The organism is Paenibacillus terrigena DSM 21567 (assembly GCF_000374845.1).
GTDB lineage: Bacteria > Bacillota > Bacilli > Paenibacillales > Paenibacillaceae > Paenibacillus_K > Paenibacillus_K terrigena.
Genome location: NZ_KB895430.1, coordinates 36,479 through 54,264, shown reverse-complemented (window position 1 = coordinate 54,264; position 17,786 = coordinate 36,479). Strand labels below are relative to the sequence as shown.

The 17,786-nt window shown below is 47.0% G+C and carries 17 protein-coding genes; 9 read left to right on the top strand and 8 right to left on the bottom strand.

Annotation, left to right across the window (positions count from 1 at the left end):
• Positions 1-110: 110 nt before the first annotated feature.
• The 6 genes from C558_RS0127720 to C558_RS0127695 all read left to right on the top strand — a co-directional run bounded on the left by C558_RS0127720 (position 111) and on the right by C558_RS0127695 (position 7,817).
• Positions 111-2,321: a helix-turn-helix domain-containing protein gene (locus tag C558_RS0127720; protein ID WP_026264175.1), complete on the top strand. Its 2,211-nt coding sequence runs from the start codon at positions 111-113 to the stop codon at positions 2,319-2,321.
• 186 nt (positions 2,322-2,507) lie between these two features.
• Positions 2,508-3,446 carry an ABC transporter permease gene (locus tag C558_RS0127715; protein ID WP_018759559.1) on the top strand — a complete coding sequence of 313 codons (939 nt, stop codon included), beginning with the start codon at positions 2,508-2,510 and terminating at the stop codon, positions 3,444-3,446.
• Between the two features lie 26 nt (positions 3,447-3,472).
• Positions 3,473-4,372, top strand: a complete 900-nt coding sequence (locus tag C558_RS0127710; RefSeq protein WP_018759558.1) for a carbohydrate ABC transporter permease — start codon at positions 3,473-3,475, stop codon at positions 4,370-4,372.
• Positions 4,373-4,492: 120 nt separating this feature from the next.
• Complete coding sequence (locus C558_RS0127705) at positions 4,493-6,199, top strand: ABC transporter substrate-binding protein (RefSeq protein ID WP_018759557.1); 1,707 nt, start codon at positions 4,493-4,495, stop codon at positions 6,197-6,199.
• A 240-nt stretch (positions 6,200-6,439) separates the two neighbouring features.
• Positions 6,440-6,877, top strand: a complete 438-nt coding sequence (locus C558_RS0127700) for a type 2 periplasmic-binding domain-containing protein (protein ID WP_018759556.1) — start codon at positions 6,440-6,442, stop codon at positions 6,875-6,877.
• A 1-nt stretch (position 6,878) separates the two neighbouring features.
• Positions 6,879-7,817 (top strand): extracellular solute-binding protein, encoded by a 939-nt coding sequence (locus tag C558_RS0127695; protein ID WP_211220808.1) that lies wholly within the window; start codon positions 6,879-6,881, stop codon positions 7,815-7,817.
• A 51-nt stretch (positions 7,818-7,868) separates the two neighbouring features.
• Here the strand turns inward: C558_RS0127695 and C558_RS0127690 are convergent, their stop codons facing one another.
• From C558_RS0127690 to C558_RS0127655, 8 genes are read right to left on the bottom strand one after another with little or no spacing between them, the layout of a single operon-like run.
• Entirely contained in the window at positions 7,869-8,738 is an 870-nt protein-coding gene (locus C558_RS0127690) for a UbiA-like polyprenyltransferase (RefSeq protein WP_018759554.1), read from the bottom strand.
• Positions 8,708-10,012: an aspartate aminotransferase family protein gene (locus C558_RS32015; protein WP_018759553.1), complete on the bottom strand. Its 1,305-nt coding sequence runs from the start codon at positions 10,010-10,012 to the stop codon at positions 8,708-8,710. The genes C558_RS0127690 and C558_RS32015 overlap by 31 nt, the downstream gene beginning before the upstream one ends.
• 38 nt (positions 10,013-10,050) lie before the next feature.
• On the bottom strand, positions 10,051-12,009 hold the full coding sequence (locus tag C558_RS0127680) for a peptidase U32 family protein (protein WP_018759552.1): 1,959 nt from the start codon (positions 12,007-12,009) through the stop codon (positions 10,051-10,053).
• A 29-nt stretch (positions 12,010-12,038) separates the two neighbouring features.
• On the bottom strand, positions 12,039-12,830 hold the full coding sequence (locus tag C558_RS0127675; protein ID WP_018759551.1) for an energy-coupling factor transporter transmembrane component T family protein: 792 nt from the start codon (positions 12,828-12,830) through the stop codon (positions 12,039-12,041).
• On the bottom strand, positions 12,809-13,732 hold the full coding sequence (locus tag C558_RS32010) for an energy-coupling factor transporter ATPase (RefSeq protein ID WP_018759550.1): 924 nt from the start codon (positions 13,730-13,732) through the stop codon (positions 12,809-12,811). Before C558_RS32010 ends, C558_RS0127675 begins: the two co-directional genes overlap by 22 nt.
• On the bottom strand, positions 13,708-14,553 hold the full coding sequence (locus C558_RS0127665) for an ATP-binding cassette domain-containing protein (RefSeq protein ID WP_018759549.1): 846 nt from the start codon (positions 14,551-14,553) through the stop codon (positions 13,708-13,710). Before C558_RS0127665 ends, C558_RS32010 begins: the two co-directional genes overlap by 25 nt.
• On the bottom strand, positions 14,546-15,097 hold the full coding sequence (locus C558_RS0127660) for a Gx transporter family protein (RefSeq protein WP_018759548.1): 552 nt from the start codon (positions 15,095-15,097) through the stop codon (positions 14,546-14,548). The genes C558_RS0127665 and C558_RS0127660 overlap by 8 nt, the downstream gene beginning before the upstream one ends.
• Positions 15,081-15,485 (bottom strand): NusG domain II-containing protein, encoded by a 405-nt coding sequence (locus tag C558_RS0127655; protein ID WP_018759547.1) that lies wholly within the window; start codon positions 15,483-15,485, stop codon positions 15,081-15,083. The genes C558_RS0127660 and C558_RS0127655 overlap by 17 nt, the downstream gene beginning before the upstream one ends.
• Before the next feature lie 131 nt (positions 15,486-15,616).
• On the opposite strand from C558_RS0127655, the gene C558_RS0127650 reads away from it, so the two are divergent.
• From C558_RS0127650 to C558_RS0127640, 3 genes are all read left to right on the top strand, one after another.
• The gene (locus tag C558_RS0127650; protein WP_018759546.1) at positions 15,617-16,678 is read left to right on the top strand and encodes an FAD:protein FMN transferase; all 1,062 of its coding nucleotides are present in this window, start codon (positions 15,617-15,619) and stop codon (positions 16,676-16,678) included.
• A gap of 84 nt (positions 16,679-16,762) precedes the next feature.
• The gene (locus C558_RS0127645; protein WP_018759545.1) at positions 16,763-17,044 is read left to right on the top strand and encodes a hypothetical protein; all 282 of its coding nucleotides are present in this window, start codon (positions 16,763-16,765) and stop codon (positions 17,042-17,044) included.
• Positions 17,045-17,242: 198 nt separating this feature from the next.
• A complete protein-coding gene (locus C558_RS0127640; protein ID WP_245583889.1) occupies positions 17,243-17,719 on the top strand; it encodes a VanZ family protein in 477 nt (158 codons plus the stop codon).
• Positions 17,720-17,786 lie beyond the last annotated feature (67 nt).

Here is a 17,786-nt window from a genome sequence, read left to right as displayed (position 1 = left end):
TTGCATGCTTCTAAATGAAAGGGGTTACAAGTGAGATTCAATCCGATATAATAACTTAAAAAACTGCGAAGCGGGGTTTGAACGTGAGGAGTTCTTGGTTTAAACGGCTTTTGCTGTCTTATTTGCCGATTTTTATTATTGTCATTACGTTTACATTCTTCGTGTTCTTCCAACTGTTCAGTGAGCAGAGTCGTAAGGAAGCGTCCAATGCGAATAAGATGTTGTCATTGCAGGCGATGCGTCTTGTCGATACGTCGCTGAAGGTGATTGATAATATGGTGGTGCTGGAGACCATTAACAGCAAGCCGCTCAAAGACTTCTTCAAATCGAATACGAACAGCGATCCGTATATTACTATTGCTGCCGTGCAGAAGCTGAAAGAAATGATTACATATTACCCCTTAATCGATTCGATCTATATGGTGCGGTATGCGGACGGGTTCGTCCTCAGCGATGCGACGAATTCGTTCGTCAAAGATTATGCAGACCAGAATTTCATACACAAATACCAAATCTCCAAAACGCCGAAGTGGACGGATGGTCGCAATTTCGAACAATTTAAAATGATCGGTGGTAAACAAGTTGTCAGTCTCGTTCGAGGCGCGCCGTACATGAAGAATGATCTCGGTATGATCGTGATCAATGTAGCGACAGAATCCCTTCATAAGCTAACGAAAGATCTGTACGACACAAAGAACAGTTTTATTCAGACACGGGATACGTCCGGCAACCCGTTGTTCGGCAGCCCGCTGAATCAGGATGGGACGGAATTGAATTCGCAATATATCTCGAGCTACACCAGCTGGAAATATGGAAGCGGGCTGGTACATGGCGGATTGGTTCGGTTTATTTCATCGCTCTATAACGTATGGTTCGTCATCGGTCTTCTGATGATCGCTATGGGCCTGCTCTGGATGGTTTATGTGACGCGTCGCCATTCCAAGCCGATCGAGCAGATTGCTGCGAAGTTCAGCAGCTATTCCTTACCCATTGCAGGCGGGGGAGCAAGACGTGGCAAGACGGACGAATTTGCCTTTATCGAGTCTGCGCTGGACAATATTCTGGAGCAGGCGAGGCAATATCAGCAGAAATACCAAGAGGATCTGCATCTTCGGACGCGAGATTTATTTCATCAATTAATTGATGGCGGGGCAAATCTAACCTTGGTGGAATGGGAGCTCGAAGCGAAGCCATTGAAGCTTCCGACACCGACAGGACGATGTCAGATGTTCGTCGTCGAAATTGATAAGTACGGGGATTTCTGTAACAACTATTCCAAGGGTGACCAGCATCTGTTGAAGTTCACCTTGCGTACGGTCATTGAAGAAATCGCGTCCAAATTAGATTGTAGGTTGTGGTCTGAATGGACCTCGGCTTCCCATTTGTCGGTGATGTTGTTCGAGACGCCTGAAGCGAATCTCGATGAACCGACCTCGCTGCCTCAGCTTGCGGATCAGGTTAGAGGCTGGACCGAGCAGAATTTGAAATTTACAATTACGATTGGTCTAGGCCCGCTCGCAGAGATTGTAAGCGAGATTCCGATGTCCTATAAAGCTTGCATGGAAGCACTGAAGTATAAGACCGTTCTGGGCGAGAATCGGTTGATCTCGAGCGAGGATATTGCAAGCCAAGGCCAAGCGGAGGTCTATTCGCATCTTGGAGCGATTCGATGGCTAGTGCAGTCTTTCCGTACGGGCGAAGACCATTGGATCGAGGAATACGATGCTTGGTTCATGCAATTGAAGCAAGGGCTGCTCACAAATGATGAAATTATGAATGTCATGAATTATTTGATCTATTTCTTCGGCCGAGAAGTGTCCGGATGGAGTAAAGAAATCCAGCAGATGTGGGTTCAGGAGAGTCTGCCGAAGTTGAGTGAGCAGGTCGATAACGGGTATTCTCTTGATCAACTGCGCGAAGGCATCAAGCCGGTACTGATTGAATTGTATGATACGATCCAGCAGATGCGAGATACGCGTCAGCATACGGCGATGATTCGTGAGATGCGGAAATTCATTGAACTGGATTATGCGAATCCGAATATGTCGCTGGAATTTCTGGGCGAGCATTTCAAGATGAATGCGAAATATGTGAGTAAGCTGTTCAAAGAGAACACCGGGCAGAAGTTCGTCGATTTCCTTATCGAAATGCGCATGCAAGAGGCGCAGCGTCTGTTGATCGAGACGACATATTCGGTGCAGGAAGTTGCAGAGCGGGTTGGCTATACGAGTGCGATCTCGTTCAGTCGCGTATTCAAGAAAGTTGTTGGTTACTCACCCGGTGAATATCGTACGGATCACTTGCGAAGAGCGAATGGTTGAAAACGGTTTATTCGTAGAAAATAGTGCGGGCAGCGATGCGAATCGCTGCTTTTTTCGCATGCTGACGCCAAAGTGAAAAAAGTTAGATCGGTTTATTCTTGTTTCTTGTTGATGCATGAAATGCCCTCTACAATGGGGTCATATTCGAAAGCCGCAAACCAAGGTCTAGACGGAAGGAGCTGCGTGATGCCAAATCTAGTGAATGAAACAGGAGTCGTAAGAACGCCAGCGTGGAGACGAATGAAGCGTCACTGGCAATTGTACTTGGTGATTTTGCTGCCACTGCTCTATTTAGTAATCTTCAAATATGTGCCCATGGCAGGGATCGTCATTGCATTCAAAGATTATAACGTGATCAAAGGCATCTGGGGCAGCACCTGGGTGGGACTGAAGTATTTCGAGCAATTCTTCAATTCACCGAATTTCTGGCTCTATATTAAGAATACGCTCGGCATTAGTCTCTACGGGCTGTTGATCGGGTTCCCGGCTCCTATTATTCTGGCGCTGGCACTGAATGAAATACGCAACGGACTATTTAAGAAAAGTGTACAGCTCGTCACCTACGCGCCGTACTTCATCTCCACGGTTATCATGGTCTCGATTATTATCGTGAACTTGACGCCGAATGTAGGAATGATTAGTAAGTTTTTCGCGATGCTGGGCGTCGAGAATACGAACTTTATGGGCATTCCCGGATTGTTCAAATCGATCTATGTCTGGTCCGATGTATGGCAGTTCACAGGTTATGGCGCGATCATCTATATTGCTGCGCTTGCAGGGGTCAACCCTGAGCTCTATGAATCGGCCAAGGTAGACGGGGCTTCGCGCATCCAGAAGATTATTAATATCGATATTCCGAGTCTAATCCCGGTATCGGTCATCTTGTTGATATTGAACTTAGGGAATATTATGAAACTCGGATTCGAGAAAATTTATCTCATGCAAAATCCGCTCAATCTGAGCACGTCTGAAGTCATCTCTACTTACGTGTACAAAGTGGGCTTGCTGGGCTCTAGCTTCAGCTTCTCGGCTGCGATTGGATTGTTCAACTCGGTCATTAACTTGATTCTGCTCGTATCCGTCAATTACATTGCTAAGAAATTATCTAATAATAGCCTGTGGTAATCTCGAAGAAGGAGAGAGGAGTCCTTATGATAACAGCATCTCGTATTCAAGAATCCAAGGGTGACCGTCTGTTCTTAGGTATCGTCTATCTGTTCTTGACGGTTATCTTATTGATCGTGGCGCTCCCGCTGCTCTATATTCTTAGCTCTTCCGTTAGTTCGCCTCAGGCCGTCGTATCGGGTAAAGTCTGGTTGTTCCCCGTCGATTTTACGTTAGCCGGCTACAAGGCGGTCTTCAATAATGCACAAATCGGCGTCGGTTATATGAATTCACTTTTCTATACGATTGTTGGAACCGTTATCAATGTCTTACTGACAATCATGATCGCATATCCACTGGCAAAGAAGACCTTCTATGGACGCAATTTTGTCATGGTGCTCCTCGTGATTACGATGATGTTCGATGGAGGATTGATTCCTTTTTATATGGTCGTCAAAAATTTGCATCTATTAGATACACGTTGGGCGTTGATCTTGCCAGGCGCACTGGCGGTATTCCAGGTCATTGTTGCACGAACCTTCTTTCAGACATCGATTCCGGATGAACTATCCGAAGCGGCAGAGCTGGATGGGTGCAGCGATATTCGGTTCATTTGGAGCATTGTATTGCCGTTGTCGAAGCCGATTATTGCGGTTATGACGCTCATGTATGCGGTAGGCCATTGGAACGCCTATTTCGATGCATTGATTTTCCTTAGATCGCCAGATTTATTTCCACTACAGATTATTCTGCGGAATATTCTCATCCTGAATTCCGTCGATCCTTCGATGATGGCGAATGTCGATCAGATGCAGGCACAGCAAGGGCTGAGAGATTTGCTCAAGTATTCCTTGATCGTCGTCGCAAGCGCTCCGGTGCTCATCATCTACCCGTTCGTACAGAAGCATTTCGTCAAAGGGGTTATGATCGGTTCACTCAAAGGATAAGTCAGCTACAGACTTGAGAGGGGGGATGCGGCAGCCGCAAATGAATTCGCACGTTGGCATTAGCACAAGGATGACAGGGTCATGATTTACCATTAAGATGATAATGGAGGCGTAGTCTTTATGAGAAAAAAATGGACGAAGACGTTTGCAGGGACATTAAGTTTGGTATTCACCTTGGCACTCATGCTCAGCGCTTGCAGCGGCAATAGCACGCAGCAGTCAGAGACGCCAGCTGACTCGTCAGGCGAGAAGCCTGCTGCTCAGGAGGATTTGTTCACGGAAGTGGGCACGTATCCCATTGTGAAGAAGCCGATGACGATTAAGATGTTCGCACCTCAGCTATCGACAATTGAGAACATGGAGACGAATACTTACACGAAGTTCCTCGAAGAGAAGACGAATATTAAGATTGACTGGGATTTGGTACCGGATAACGCGTTGAATGATCGCAAACAGTTGATGCTCGCGAGCGGCGATTACCCGGAAGTCATCTTGCATGGAGCGCTTACGAAAGAGGAGCAAATGAAATATGGCAAGCAAGGCGTGTTCATTCCGCTCAATGAATTGATCGATAAATATGCGCCGAACATTAAGAAAGCGATGGCAGACATTCCATATATGAAAGCATCGATTACAGCGCCGGACGGCAACATCTATGCGCTGCCGCAAGTGAATGAGTGCTACCACTGTGATAATGCGCTCAAAATGTGGATCAACAAAGCTTGGCTTGATAAATTAGGGCTTCAGGTTCCAACCACGACGGAAGAATTCCATAACGTATTGAAAGCTTTCAAGGAAAAGGATCCCAATGGCAACGGCAAAGCGGATGAAATTCCACTAACGGGCTCCGATGAGATGTGGACGGGAAATGTCTCGGCCTTCTTAATGAACTCCTTCATCGTCGATGATTATACCGAGAAGAATGCGGGTACATTCCTACGTGTCGTGGACGGCAAGGTCGACTTCGTCGCGAATAAAGAGGAATGGAAGCAAGGGCTCTTATACTTAAATCAGTTATACAAAGAAGGCTTGATTGATCCAGCTTCCTTCACGCAAAATGCAGACGCGATCCAACAGCTTGCGAATCGAGAGAAGGATAACGTGATGGGTGCGTTGTCGACAGCATTAATCAGCTATGCATACAGCATGGACAGCAAGGCGCCGCGTCATAAAGATTATGTCGTCGTTCCGCCGCTCAAAGGACCGAATGGCGTACAGCAGACGTTGTTCTTCGCAGGGATCAATAGCTCGCAATTCGCCATTACCAATAAAGCTACGCCAGAGCAGCAAATCGCCGCGATCCGGTTCGCAGACTATCTATACACCGAGGAATCGATTGTATTGCAAGAGAATGGGCCTGAAGGCGGTGGCTGGCGCAAAGCTACAGATGGTGAACTTGGTATGGACGGCAAGCCAGCCAAATATACGAACATCGTAAAAACCGATAAGAAACCGACCCACAACGATGGCTGGGAACAAATTGGTCCATCGCTCAGAACGTATGCGTACCGTGCTTCTTGGACAGCTCCACAGGATCCGCTCGCAGATAATGGCTATGGTACACGACTCAATAACGTATCCAAGGAATACGAGCCATATCATTCTAAAGAGCAATACCCGAACGGTCTGTTCATCGCCCTCGAGGATGCGGAGCTTAGCGCACAGATTAAGACCACTTTGGTCGACTACGTGAAGTCGAATATGGCGCAATTCATTACAGGCTCGAAGGATATCAACAAGGAATGGGACGCTTATGTGAAAGGCTTGGATGGTCTGCAATTAGCACAGTACCTCGAAATCTACCAGAAGGCGCTCGCATCTAAATAAGCGAGAAAAGGCTGTCCTGCAAGGGAATCCCTTGTATGGGCGGTCTTTTTTTGGCTGCGGACATGATGAGATTCACAGGAAAAACACATAAAAATCACACGACGTACACACCGTTTTTGATATAGTAATTTCGAATAAAGGTAATAGTTGGAGGGGGAGATGTACGGGATTAGCGGCCCAATTTCTTGCTTTTTTGAGTAATAACTTATGAAAGGGTTTACAAAAAAGGGAGGGAATCGATTGAAGAAGACTAGAAAATTGATGACATTATTCCTAATCACAACGTGCATCATGTCCATTCTACTATCGGCGTGCGGCAACTCAACCAAGACGACAGAGGAACCAAAACCTACTACTGAGGCAGCAGTAGATGACAATAAGACAGAGCCAGCAACGGATAACAATGCTGAGGCCACGACCGGATCGAACGAACCTGTCACGATAAAATTTATGACGCCGTGGGGCGGCGAAGAAGTTAGAATCCGTCTTGCGGATGCATTAGAGAAGAAGTATCCTCATATCAAAATTGAACATATCAGTGCATTTGCTTCAGCTGAGAAAATACAAGAAGCGAATGCTGCGAATAACTCCCCAGATATTATGTTGATTACAGATCCATTCGTAACATTGCACGATCTCGAAATGACTTATCCATTAGATGATCTGATTGCCAAGTAATGTGGACCTCACCAAGTTCCGTGATGGCGCGATCGAAGCCATTCGTCAGCGTGACCCGGAGCAGAAGAATCGATTGCTCGGCATGCCGCTGGAAGATGTTGTTGTGAATCTATTCTATAACAAGGATATCTTCGATAAGCTAGGCATTGAGTATCCGAGCGAGACGCCTACCTGGGATGAAGTGTTGGATATGGCAACGAAAATCGCAGGGAAGCATGGAGATGGCGAGTATGTTGGACTTGCCGCACGCGGCTTATCCCAAGCGATGCTCCAGCTATCCGCTTCCGGTACGAATCCCGAAACAGGAGAAATCCTATTCGAGAAGGATCCGAAATTTGCAAAGTATTTCAATTTGATTCAACGGGTGGTTAGTATTCCGGGCAATGTGCCTGATGAAGCGCAGAAAGATAATTTCGGCTTTGAGAAGGGCAATGTCGGTATGATTCTATCCTTCGTGAATAGTGCGAAGCTCTATGCGCATACGGAAGGCTTGAACTTCGGCATGTCCGCTTACCCAAGCTGGAGCGATCTCCCAGGTGTATTGCCGAACAATATTCCGCTTACGCTTGCCATTAACCCAGCAAGCAAACATATTGAAGAGGCGTTCAAAGTGTTAGAATTCGCTGCGTCTGAAGAGAATCAGAAGAATATCGCGATTGGTGGGGCTCCGCCGGTGGTGAAGGATCCAGAGATTCGCAAATATCTAGCAGGCGAAGATAAAGTAGGCGTCTATAATATCGACGTCGCATACAAGGGGACGGCAGCAGCGCCGGTATTCTCCCCGTACGGCCCGGATATTTTCTACTATGAATCCAATATTATCAGTGATAAGACCGCAGAAATGATCAAGAACAAAGGCAAAGAAGATGTGAATACGTTCTTGCGTAAAATGACGGATGAGTATGCGGCGATATTGAAGGAGAAGGCGAATAAAAAGTAAATGTTCAAAGGCTTCGATGGACCCTAGTAAGGTCTATCGAAGCCTTTTATGCTACAGCAGAATAAAATCTAGCAGTGTACAGAATAAGATCACCATACTAATGACCTGATTCAGTTTATAGGAAGCAATCTTCATCAGGTGACGATTGCTCGGTTTGATAATACGATGCTCGGTAAGCAGCAGCAGAGTTGCAATGAAAATGCCGAGCAAATAGATCCAGCCGAGGTCGCGAATGAAGGCAAGGCTGAAGAGCAAGAGCACCATGATAAAATGCAGGGCACGGGAAATGTAGAGCGCATCTTCGAACCCGAATATGCTCGGTACGGACCAGAGGCCATTTTTGCGATCAAAATCGATGTCTTGCGTCGCATAGATAATATCGAAGCCTGCAATCCAGAGCATGACGATCGTTCCCAGAATAAAGGGTGTAAAGGCGAACTGTCCTGTCACGGCGAACCAGGCGCCAATGGGCGCGGACGCAATCGTGAAACCTAGAAACAGGTGGCAGAGCCAAGTGAACCGCTTTGTATACGAATAAGCTGTAATTAGCAATATCGCGACTGGCGATAACGCGAAGCAGAGTGGATTCAGCATGGCGGCTGCGAATACGAACAGCGCGTAATTCAGAATAACGAACAGGATGACTTCCCTTGGCATGAGCTGTTTCTTCGGCATATGGCGCGATTCGGTCCGGGGGTTCAAGGTATCGAACTTCAAATCCGCAAGCCGATTAAAGGCATTCGCCCCATTCCGGGCTGCGACAAGGGCGATAAGCGACCAGGTTATCACATACCATGAAGGCCAGCCATTCGACGCCCACAGCAAGGAAATGATGGCGAATGGCAGCGAGAATAAGGTATGCGAGAACATGACGAGCTCGCCGAAGAGTCTTATTTTGCTTGTGACGCTTCGTATAACCATGCATGCCCTCCTGTACAGACATCTTCGAGCGCTGAGAGCATTCTGCGAATGTTGGATTCATGGATGACGAGCGGCGGCTGGAAAGCCAGCACGTTGCGGTTCACACCATTTTTTCCGATAATGAAGCCCCTGTTCTTCATGCATTCAATCATCATATCAACGGCCTCTGCGCCACGCTGAGGTGCATCCCCCAAGATCTCCATGCCAACCATAAGTCCCATGCCGCGCACATCCGTAATGAAATGGAACTTTTGTTTTAGCTCCAATAGACCATCCTTCAGCAGTTGACCAAGCTTGTGCGAACGCCGCACCAGCTTCTCTTGTTCAATATAGTCCAGCACCGCCATTGCCGTAACGGAAGAGACCGGATTACCGCCGAAGGTTGAAGCCGAAGGTCGATTAAAGGAATTCGCGATCGCATCCGTCGTCGAGAAGCAGCCGATCGGGGTGCCATTGCCGAGCGCCTTCGCCATGGATAAGATGTCAGGGACGACACCGAAATGCTCCATCGCGAACATAGCACCCGTCCGTCCAAAGCCGGTTTGAATTTCATCTGCGATTAGTAAGACATTGTGCTGCTTAAGCAGTGCATGCACCTCTTGGAAATAGTGCTTTGCCGGTACGATAATGCCGCCATTACCTTGGATCGGCTCGACGATCATCGCTGCGATGGAATCGCCCTTCTCAGCAAGAACTTGGCGCAGAGCCTGAAGAGATTTCTCTGCGGCTTCTTCCAATGTCATGCCCCCATCGAACGGACGAGGAATGAAGTGCGTGTTCTTCTCAAGATACGGATCCGTACGCCACATCGGGATGCCGGTAACGCTCATCGTTAATGACGTCCGTCCATGAAGTCCGAAATCTAGCGCAATGAAATCACGCTTATTCGTATGCAGTCGAGCGGCGAGCAAGGCGCCTTCATTCGCCTCGGAACCACTGTTGCAGAAGAACGTCCGCTTCAAATCCCCAGGCAGAATACGCGCAAGCCGCTCTGCCAGATCCACCATTGGTTGTGTGAGATAGATGGTCGATGTATGCTGGAGCGTCTCAACCTGCTTAATCGTCTCTCGTGTAATATGCTCATTGCAATGGCCGCAAGCGACCACGGATACCCCTGCGAAGAAGTCCACATAGGGGGTATCTTTCTCGTCGTACAAATATTGCATATGTCCTCGTACCATTTGAGGAGGCTGCTTATAGAAGTGGCTTGTGCAAGGGAACATGAACGTTTTGCGTTTCTGTAGAATTTGGTCTGCGCCGATCATATTGTCCATTAGGATCGTGCTCCTTTCTATTGGTCATGATCATGATCTTACTTGGTTGTCACGGCTTCTTCTTGCACGGCCTTACCGAAGGATAATGTGCCTAGCGTATATCCGGCATAGACCGGTGAACTCTGTTCATAGAGTGATGCGCAATGCTGAGGTGCCTCAAGCGCCTTGCGATACGTCTTTAGAATTGTGCGCAATTGGTCCGGTGTGTACGTGCTGCCTTCGATGCGGAAATACCCTACGCCAGCTCGGATAAGATCTTGTAAAATAGGAAGATAGCAGAGTTCTTTGGCTGTCGTTAGATGATTCCGTCCGAATTGGTCCCGATATACCGGGTTCTCGCCTTTATCCGTCATGAGGACAAGATGGTGATTATCGACGAATTTATTGTCTTCTTCCGCTATGGATTGGAAGACTTCTGTATTCTCGTATAAATCGAGTTCCAAGAACATCACAACAGGTGAGCCGTGAACGACGATCTCCATCGGGACTGTCGTATGCGAGACCAATTCTGTGAAATGCTCGAGCGGAAGCTCGATGGAAGCGGTGGATCGATTCAGTCCATGCTCGTTATAGAACATGGCGGCATGATTGTTCGAGATGTTCAAATTGTAATCTCCAATCATCTTAAGACCGAATTGCTGGAAGCGATGCAGCGCACCGATATTCGTCACGACCATGCCGTCGATACCAAGGTCTGCTGACTTCAATAGATGTTCATATTGCTCGAAATGCAGCTCCGACATCATGCGCGGCAAGGCGAGATAGATTTGAGATAATCCTTTCATTGTCGTCAATTCTTTAATCTCCTGACGTGTGAATGGACGATCGGGTGCGAAGACGTCACCAGCCAAGTAAATATGATGAACGCCTTCTTCAATTGCGACCTTCGCTTGCGCGATATTATTGACACGTACGGAGAGCTCTCTTACAGCAGCTTCTGACCGATGTACCGTAGACAAGGATGTTCGAATCTCATTCAGGCGATCTTCGTGAATGTCACGTTCGGGTGTTGGTGTACTGAAGACTTTGCCCGTGCTGTAGAACTTACCGGTTCCTTCATAACGTCGATTAATGTAAGATAACCCTGGATTACCGAATGCATACGCTGTGGAGAAATCACGCTTCCGATGCTCAAATAATTCACTTGAGTTTTGGGATCGGTTGTACCCGGTCGGATCTGCAATATAACGATCAATGGCGTCGCCGTAGCTGTTAATGAGCATCGTTACGAATTCTTTATCCCGCATACGCCCTTCAATCTTGAATGACGTGATACCGGATTCGATCAGCTCGGGAATATACTCATATAAATTCATGTCTTTTGCAGCAAGCGGGTATTCTGTCGGATAGACGTTGCCGTCCTTCTTCACGCGATATTCCCAACGGCATGGCTTCATACATTGACCGCGGTTGCTGCTCATGCCGAAGATCATGGAGCTGATATGACAGTTGGCGCCATGCACCGTACACATATCGCCGTGTACGAAGTATTCGAATTCCATACCGGATTTGGCTTGCAGATACCTTGCCGTCTGCAGATCCATCTCGCGAGAAGCGACAACCCTTGTAACACCCATATCCGCAAGGAACTCAATCATCGGTAGATTGTGAACGTTCATCATGACGGAAGAGTGGATCTTAATATCTAATCCCATCTCCTTGATGAGTGAGAGGATCGCGAAATCCTGTACGATAATCGCATCAGGCTTCACTTGATGAATAAATTGCAGATACTGCCTTGCATCATCCATATCCTGTTCATTAATAAGATTGTTAAGCGTAATATAAACTTTCTTGCCAAGGGAGTGAGCGATAGAGATCGCTTGCTCGATTTCTTCATAATTCAGATTGTAGCCTTTGCGCATCATACGCATATTGAGACTTGGACCACCGAAATAAACAGCATCACAATTGGTCTCAATGACCGTCTGGAATATTTCGAACGTACCTGCAGGAGCGAGCAGCTCTACTTCTTTACCATGAAAATATCTTGCCATAGGATAAAACCTCCATAAACTTTCTTCGATCATTGCCAAATGACAAATAATCCGATGAGTATAAAAATGAGTAAAAAATAGGTGTCTTGACGATGCCAGGTTAATCTGAAAAATTTGGAGCGGGGCTCTCCTAATTTGTATCCCCGAGCTTCCATTGAATTGACGAGCTCTTCCGCACGCCGAAAGGCACAGACAGTAACGGGAACGAGCAGTGCAATCATCGCTTTGGCTTTATCTTTCCAGGGGAGATCCTTCAGGTCTGCTCCCCGAGAAGCTTGTGCTTTGACAATCCGCTCGGTCTCCTCCAGGATGGTCGGAATGAATCGAAGCGCAATGCTGAGCATCAGTGCGATGGCTTGCGGTGAAATGCGAAATATTTTGAGCGGCTTCAGCATGTCCTCTAACGCTTGGGTCAGCATTGCCGGTGTTGTCGTAAATGTAAGCAGTGCAGTGAACGTGACGAGTAAGGACATCCGCCAGACAGTGAACACGGCGGTGATGATCCCTTCGGAATAGAACTGAATCGGTCCCCAAGAGAGTAACAAATGTCCACCCTTCTCGAGGAAGAGTTGGAATAGAAAGATAAATAGCATGAGATATCTAAGCGGTCTCACAGCCTTCCAGAACATCGTCAGTTTGATTCTTGTACTGAGAAGAATCAGCTGGGAGACGATCGTGACGGCGACGAAGTCAACAAGAGAATGGAGCAGGACAGTAATGACCGCAAAGATTAGCATGCAGGTCATTTTGGCACGCGGGTCAAGCTTATGAACCCATGAGTCTGTTGCGATGACGCGGCCTAGGATGAATCGTTGCTGCATGGAACACCTCCGCTATCGTCACGTTGCAATGTCTGGAATAGTAGATGGATTTGCTCTGCCACCCATGAGGGTGCGAATGTCGCCCTTGTGCCGTCTTGCCGCACATGGTTCGCTAACGGGTTATTCGTCATCTGCTCACAAGCCTGTAGGATTCGGAACGGCTTGGGAATGGCCATTCGCCAAGTTGGCAGCTTCTCGGCATGTTCGTAGAGCGCTATGTTCGATCCTTCGAAGACGAGCTTGCCTTCATGCATGACGAGCAAGTGGTCCGTAAAAGGCAGAACCTCGTCCAGCCGATGCGTAACGACGATGACCGTCTTGTTCTGGGTCCTACATAAGGTGTGCAGCAGGGTCATAAATTCTTCACGGCTTCTTGGATCCAGCGTCGCTGTTGGTTCATCCAGCACAAGTACATCAGGGTTCATCGCGAGCACGGAAGCAATAGCTACCTTGCGCATCTGCCCTCCGCTCAGCTGAAATGGACTGCGGGAGAGCAGGTCTGGACTTAATCCGATTTGCTCAAGTGCAGCGATGGCCAGTAGCTTGGCTTCGGCTTCTGTTGCACCAAAATTCATCGGACCATAGCAGAGATCATGCTCTACGGTGTCGGCGAAAAGCTGCTGCTCCGGGAACTGGAAGACAAGTCCGACGCGTTGCCGCAGACGTTTGACTTCGTGAATTTTTTCACCTGGAAGGATTAGAAAATCCAGCACCTGTGCCTTGCCGTCTGTCGGACGCAGGATGGCGTTGAAATGCTGTAGCAGTGTTGATTTCCCTGAGCCGGTCGGACCGATGATCCCAACGAATTGCCCATCTTGAATATGAAAGCGTACATGATCGAGTGCCAGATGTTCTGGATTGCCGCCGTAAGCGTGGCTTACTTCATTGAATACAATTGGCATAATTCCTCCAGTAGTCCATGTTCATCTGCATGATGGTGGACGGGTACATCGTATGACATTTTCAATTGCTGTGTTAATCGAATATAGAATGATGGAATCAAGTTACATCGCCTCATAACATCAGGTTGCCGTGTGATGCTGGAAGGAGGCGCATCTGCGATGATCTGCCCGTCAGCGAGTGCCAGTACCCGATCCGATGCCTCGATTTCGTCAGCATCATGGGTAATTGAAATGATCGTGTAGGAACCGCTCTGATGCATGTCACGGATGATCTGAATGACATCTTGCCTGGATTGCTCATCGAGCATGGAAGTCGCTTCGTCGAAAATAACAATGCGAGGTTCCATGGCAAGGATTGCGGCTAGCGCAGCACGCTGCTTCTGTCCACCTGAGAGTTCCGCTGGATGCTTTGATAATAGAGAGACAATATTGAGCTTTGCTGCATAGTGATTCACACGGCGCTCCATCTCGGCATGATCGAGCGATAGATTCTCTAGTCCGAAGACCATGTCTTCCATGACCGTGGTGCCTATGAACTGATTCTCGGGATTCTGGAACACATATCCGATCTGCTGCCGAATGTCATATAAGTTCTCATTGGTTAACGGCGTGCCTTCAATGGAGATTTGACCTTGCGTTGCACGTAAAAGTCCATTGAACAATTTGACGAGGGTGGATTTGCCTGAACCATTCGCACCAATAATCGATACCCATTCTCCTGGATGAATCGAGAGTGAGATATCTTGCAGAATGGGCGTGTTGTTGTCAGCTCCTCTATAGAAAAAATGGACTCCTTCCATTAATATCATTGGGTTACTCATGTGCAGCCCACCCTTGGAATAATGTGAGCTTCGACAGTGCCGAGATCAAATATTTGACGGCGAGACCGATGAAGATCCCCGTCACAACCCCTGTGAGCAGCAGCGCCGGCAAATAGTAGAACATCTTCGATGTCTTGAAGATGATCATCGCCGCCGTAAGTTGACCAATATTATGACCTATTCCACCGACGATACTAATACTGATCAAGCTGAAGAAATCTCGCCCCAGACGCATCATGCCATACATGAGCACGAAGCTGACGATGGCGCCGAAGAAGCTGAACAGGAAGCTGGAGAAGGTTCCGAATATAAATGCGGTCAGAATCGTCTTCAGTACAATGAGCATCAGCGTGTCTTTGCCGTTTAAGAAATAGAGGCAAGTCAGCACCATAATATTTGCGAGGCCTAGCTTGGCACCTGGAACAGAGAAGGGCAAGGGAATCATGGATTCAATGATGCTTAAGACGACAGCGACGGCGGCGAAGATTGCAATCATCACCGTTTTTTTGAGCATAGCTGTGGAAGTATCAATTGACGACGGCATCGAGATCATCTCCTTGATCCTTTGGATTTGTGTTCTCGATCTCGACTAATACCCGATGTGGGAGACAGACAATGGTCTGCGACGGATTCGTAATAAATCCGAAGGTGAGGCAGACTTTGTCTGGACAATCTGCATCGATCATTTCAATGCCGTGATCGTGAACCTTGAGTAAGTTGTAGTGGCCGTCTTCGGTCTGAACTTTAATTTCTTGTGGTTCAGCCGTAAGCTCAACGGTACGGTATATTTTTCCGTCTACTGTAATCGTGGCAATTTTGCTGTGCGATTCGTCACTTACTTCATTCGGAAATGCTCTTATGATGATGAAAATGATCGCACACAGTAGGACAATACCGATGAGCAAAATATCTCCACGTCTAAGCTTCATCATCGTGTAGTCCTCCTCATGTAAGTTAGTTGTGATTATATACTTAAAAATTGAATTAAACTATGCGTGATGAAATGGTAAGTTGGCATCATATGTGATATAATATTCGGCTACAATTTAAGGGAGGTAACATTATGCTTCGTTCCAAAGCTATCATCATGCTGCTCGTCCTCTGTATGTTGACTCTTGCCGGTTGTGGCGGAACCTCAACAACCAAGGATACGACAGAGAGTATAAACCCCAAATCACAGACCTACTTCGTATTTGATACGGTTGTAACCATTAAGGTATACGACAAAAAAGTAACAGATCAGAACTTTAAAGAGATTAAGGCCATGCTTGACGATATCGAGAATAAGATGAGCCGTACCATTAAGACAAGCGATATCTATCAGGTCAATGCCAATGCAGGCAAAAAAGCCATTAAAGTATCGGATGAGACATTTTATGTTGTGAAAACGGCTCAAAAATACTCAGAACTTTCCAAAGGTCGATTCGATGTCGCCATCGGAACCCTCGTCAGCCTATGGAACATTAATCATGAGGGCGCACATGTTCCGCCTCAGAGCGAAATTGACGATGCGCTCAAGCACGTGGATTACAAGAATTTGATACTAGATGAGAAGAATAAGACGATCAAGCTAACGAAGGAAGGGATGGCGCTTGATCTAGGGGGCATTGCGAAGGGATATGCTGCGGATAGGATTGCTGACTATCTCGTAGAACGCAAGATGCCGAATGCGATCATCGATTTGAGCGGTAATATTTTTGCGCTTGGCGTGAAGCCGGGTAGTGACTACTGGACGATTGGTATTCAAGATCCGAACGATAGCCGAGGCAATCAGGTTGGAAGCATGCGTGTTCAGAATCAGACGGTCGTTACCTCAGGGATCTATGAGCGTTATTTTATCGAGAACGGCGTACAATACCATCATATCCTCGATACGAAGACAGGTTATCCGGTTGTTAATGATCTGAACAGCGTCTCCATCGTAACGGATCATTCGATTGATGCGGATGCCTTGTCCACCACCTTGTTCGCACTTGGCAAAGAAGAGGGTATGAAATTCGTAGAGAATATGGAGAATACAGAAGCGATATTTATTACGAAGGATAAGAAAGTGTACATGACATCAGGGATGAATGACAAATTTCATATGACGAATAAAGATTATGTCATTGTAAATGGCAAATAGCTGTATTTGACACGTGACACATTTTTCTTTATCATAGAGTATCGGTAAACTCGTTAAAAATTTCTTATTTAAAAAGGTGGTCCTATGGCGTACATTCCTAGAGTAATTGATTTCAAACTTTCCGATTATAACGAAAAAGAAGGCCTTTACCAATTTGTTGTTGAACTGCAGGATGGTATTAAATGCAGAATGTTCTACAATAGATACCCGGAATGGACGGTTAAAAACATCAGCCGCTTGCACACGACACCTTGCCCGATCTGCCGTAAGGATTACATTTGTAAATGTATGGGAAATGTCGTAGATCTAATTCATGCGCAAGTTCAAGAGCGCGAATTGATCTCCTCGGTGCTATCGCAAGCATAATTGCATAAGATACAAATGAACTTCACGAACATGTCAACGAACTTCCTTGGCATGTTTTTTTCTTGTTCTTAGGTTTCGGGGCCCCCGCAAATTACTTGAACCACTCCGAAGACAAAACACCACTTTGTGGGGTAATCTTATATAGACTTATTTATTGTAAAGGGGTGCAGCATGGTGCTACGCAATCGTAGATCTTTTATGGTTTGGCTTATTTTGACGGTGTTATGGATGGGGTTCATTTTCTACAAATCGGCCGAACCGTATCAGGAGCAGGACATTCGTCCGATGCTCGCGGAATGGATTCCACAATCGGTCGTGGATCAATGGATGCCGCATATCGAATTTACATATGACGGTGGGCTTGTGACGTGGAAAGAGCCATATGACTTCATCGAATTTATTATTCGAAAAGGGGGTCATATCGCGGAGTATGCCCTGCTTACTTTGCTATGGATCAAGACATTACGAGCCACCAATCGTTTTCGAAGTTTGGCGATTCCATTGGGGGCGGTGCTTTCTGTACTCTATGCAGCTTCCGATGAATGGCATCAAACTTTTGTCGTAGGGCGGACAGGGCATGCGATTGACGTCGGGATGGACTCGGTCGGCGTGCTGCTCGTCGCATGTGGATATGGGGTCGTGCTGCTCTTACGCAGATGGAGGAGAGCACGCTAATCTCGGGCCCCGTCAGATCATGCAGGATTTTATCAAGAAATGGTGAATTATGTAATGAATTGTTCAC

Excerpts from the sequence above, each read along its gene's own strand:
- C558_RS0127715 (WP_018759559.1), top strand. The coding sequence starts at position 2,508 with ATGCCAAATCTAGTGAATGAAACAGGAGTCGTAAGAACGCCAGCGTGG.
- C558_RS0127710 (WP_018759558.1), top strand. The coding sequence starts at position 3,473 with ATGATAACAGCATCTCGTATTCAAGAATCCAAGGGTGACCGTCTGTTC.
- C558_RS0127705 (WP_018759557.1), top strand. The coding sequence starts at position 4,493 with ATGAGAAAAAAATGGACGAAGACGTTTGCAGGGACATTAAGTTTGGTA.
- C558_RS0127690 (WP_018759554.1), bottom strand. The coding sequence starts at position 8,738 with ATGGTTATACGAAGCGTCACAAGCAAAATAAGACTCTTCGGCGAGCTC.
- C558_RS32015 (WP_018759553.1), bottom strand. The coding sequence starts at position 10,012 with ATGGACAATATGATCGGCGCAGACCAAATTCTACAGAAACGCAAAACG.
- C558_RS0127680 (WP_018759552.1), bottom strand. The coding sequence starts at position 12,009 with ATGGCAAGATATTTTCATGGTAAAGAAGTAGAGCTGCTCGCTCCTGCA.
- C558_RS0127675 (WP_018759551.1), bottom strand. The coding sequence starts at position 12,830 with ATGCAGCAACGATTCATCCTAGGCCGCGTCATCGCAACAGACTCATGG.
- C558_RS32010 (WP_018759550.1), bottom strand. The coding sequence starts at position 13,732 with ATGCCAATTGTATTCAATGAAGTAAGCCACGCTTACGGCGGCAATCCA.
- C558_RS0127665 (WP_018759549.1), bottom strand. The coding sequence starts at position 14,553 with ATGAGTAACCCAATGATATTAATGGAAGGAGTCCATTTTTTCTATAGA.
- C558_RS0127660 (WP_018759548.1), bottom strand. The coding sequence starts at position 15,097 with ATGCCGTCGTCAATTGATACTTCCACAGCTATGCTCAAAAAAACGGTG.
- C558_RS0127655 (WP_018759547.1), bottom strand. The coding sequence starts at position 15,485 with ATGATGAAGCTTAGACGTGGAGATATTTTGCTCATCGGTATTGTCCTA.
- C558_RS0127650 (WP_018759546.1), top strand. The coding sequence starts at position 15,617 with ATGCTTCGTTCCAAAGCTATCATCATGCTGCTCGTCCTCTGTATGTTG.
- C558_RS0127645 (WP_018759545.1), top strand. The coding sequence starts at position 16,763 with ATGGCGTACATTCCTAGAGTAATTGATTTCAAACTTTCCGATTATAAC.
- C558_RS0127640 (WP_245583889.1), top strand. The coding sequence starts at position 17,243 with ATGGTTTGGCTTATTTTGACGGTGTTATGGATGGGGTTCATTTTCTAC.